This window comes from Bradyrhizobium sp. Kon58 (genome assembly GCF_055807455.1).
This window is the reverse complement of sequence record NZ_JBVVOT010000179.1, coordinates 1-409: the sequence shown is the minus strand read 5'-3', so window position 1 is coordinate 409 and position 409 is coordinate 1. Positions and strand designations below refer to the sequence as shown.

At 62.1% G+C, this 409-nt stretch carries 1 pseudogene; it reads right to left on the bottom strand.

Annotation, left to right across the window (positions count from 1 at the left end):
* Window positions 1-68: 68 nt before the first annotated feature.
* Window positions 69-409: pseudogene (locus AC0L20_RS40020) on the bottom strand (ABC transporter ATP-binding protein); the annotation flags it as partial.

Sequence of the window (409 nt, the reverse complement as noted above, 5' to 3'; positions counted from 1 at the left end):
GAGCCGAACACCTATCTGCTGGAGTCGGTACAGGGCGGCGAGAAGTGGGGCCGTTTTTCGATGATCGGCACCAGTTGCGGCTCGAACACCAGCGCCCGGGCCAATGCCACCCGCTGTTGCTGGCCCCCGGACAATTGCGCCGGGTAGCGCTGGGCGAAGGCGTCGAGCTGAACCATGCTCAGTACGCGCTTGACCCGCTCACTGATGTCGGTCTTGCTCAAGCCGCGCACAGACAAGGGGAATGCCAGGTTTTCGGCCACGGTCATATGCGGAAACAAGGCGTAGTTCTGGAACACCATGCCGATATCACGCTTGTGCGGCGGCACGTTGACCAGCGATTGCCCACTCACCAGGATCTCGCCGCTGCTCGGCGTTTCAAAGCCAGCGAGCATCGACAGGGTGGTGCTCT